The sequence below is a fragment of the Streptomyces sp. P9(2023) genome (genome assembly GCF_032436795.1).
Lineage (GTDB): Bacteria > Actinomycetota > Actinomycetes > Streptomycetales > Streptomycetaceae > Streptomyces.
The window spans coordinates 1-608 of the sequence record NZ_JAUPWM010000120.1 but is presented as its reverse complement, the minus strand read 5'-3'; the positions used below and the strand labels follow the sequence as shown (position 1 = coordinate 608).

General features: G+C 50.3%; 1 protein-coding gene and 1 pseudogene. Both read left to right on the top strand.

The features are described from left to right. The coding region (locus tag Q5762_RS36940) for a hypothetical protein (RefSeq protein ID WP_399495525.1) at positions 1-302 on the top strand (302 nt) is incomplete at its 5' end. Between the two features lie 3 nt (positions 303-305). Continuing rightward, positions 306-608: pseudogene (locus Q5762_RS36935) on the top strand (hypothetical protein); the annotation flags it as partial.

Genomic DNA, 608 nt, shown 5'->3' with positions numbered 1-608 from the left:
CTTTCAACGGCCAAGAGATCACAACTCACAAGCAGTTGCGAGAAGCCGGAATGCGCCCTGAATTCATTGGACGTGTTCCGCTCATTTTCTCATCCAAGGAAATCTCCTTGGATAGCATCCTGCTCGCAGTTGAGCAGACGGACGTTTACCGTGCCTATCGCACGCTGTTCCCGAAAGACAAGCGTGGGGTAAACCGTGACCTGATAGAAATCAGGAAGCGTATCACCGATGCATATGAGGACAACGAAATCGGTCTTCGTATCATCAATTTCATCATCCACCAGTATTTCATGGAAAGCTAATCAATGTCTGATCCAGCTATCACTTCTGCCACAGACATCAATCTGTATGCAGCCAAGCCACGCGAAATTCAGCGTATGGTTGCTCGCTGTCTGGAAAAGGGTCTGGAGCCGTTCGTCAAGGGTTCTCCCGGCGTAGGCAAAACCTCACTCCTCCGGGCAATTGCACAGGCAATGAACCTGTGCCTCATCGACCATCGTGTTGCTGGATCTGGACCAGAAGACTTCAATGGTCTGCCTGACCTAAATGGTAATAAGGCTGTGATGAAGCCTTTCGACATGTTCCCAACTGAAGGCGACGAACTGCCG